Origin of the sequence: Streptomyces sp. HSW2009, from assembly GCF_040240285.1 — a bacterium.
Taxonomy (GTDB): domain Bacteria; phylum Actinomycetota; class Actinomycetes; order Streptomycetales; family Streptomycetaceae; genus Streptomyces.
In genome coordinates this window covers 1-506 of record NZ_JBEHZD010001141.1, presented here as the reverse complement: position 1 = coordinate 506, position 506 = coordinate 1, and the positions used below count along the sequence as shown (strand labels likewise).

The window sequence follows — 506 nt, the reverse complement described above, 5'->3', positions numbered from 1 at the left end:
ACAAACTCCCGCAACCGCCCCGCCTGCCCCCGCAAACCCACCACCGAACCACCCGACACCACCCACGGCACCACACCGGAACCGCCACCGAGCGGCATGCCACCGCCCTGCGCCGGGGCATCCACGGAGGCGGCGGAGGCAGGACCCGAGGCGGCGACAGGGGCTGGGGCAGCGGGCTGCTCTTCCCGTACGGGGACAGGGGCTTGTTCGATGACGAGGTGGGCGTTGGTGCCGCTGATCCCGAACGAGGACACCGCGGCCCTACGCGGCCGGTCCACCACCGGCCACGGGCACTCCTCGGTCACCAACTCCACGGCCCCGGCCGACCAATCGACCCGCGAAGACGGCGCGTCCACGTGCAAGGTCCGCGGCACCACCCCGCGCCGTATCGCCTCCACCATCTTGATCACACCCGCCACCCCCGCAGCCGCCTGCGTGTGACCAAGATTCGACTTCACCGAACCCAACAACAACGGCCGCCCACCCGACCGATCCTGCCCATACGT

The 506-nt window shown here is 70.9% G+C and carries 1 protein-coding gene; it reads right to left on the bottom strand.

The window, feature by feature from the left end; all coding sequences use genetic code 11:
- Positions 1–506, bottom strand: a 506-nt coding sequence (locus AAHZ94_RS34945; RefSeq protein WP_349997670.1) for a ketoacyl-synthetase C-terminal extension domain-containing protein, incomplete at both ends; no start/stop codon positions are given.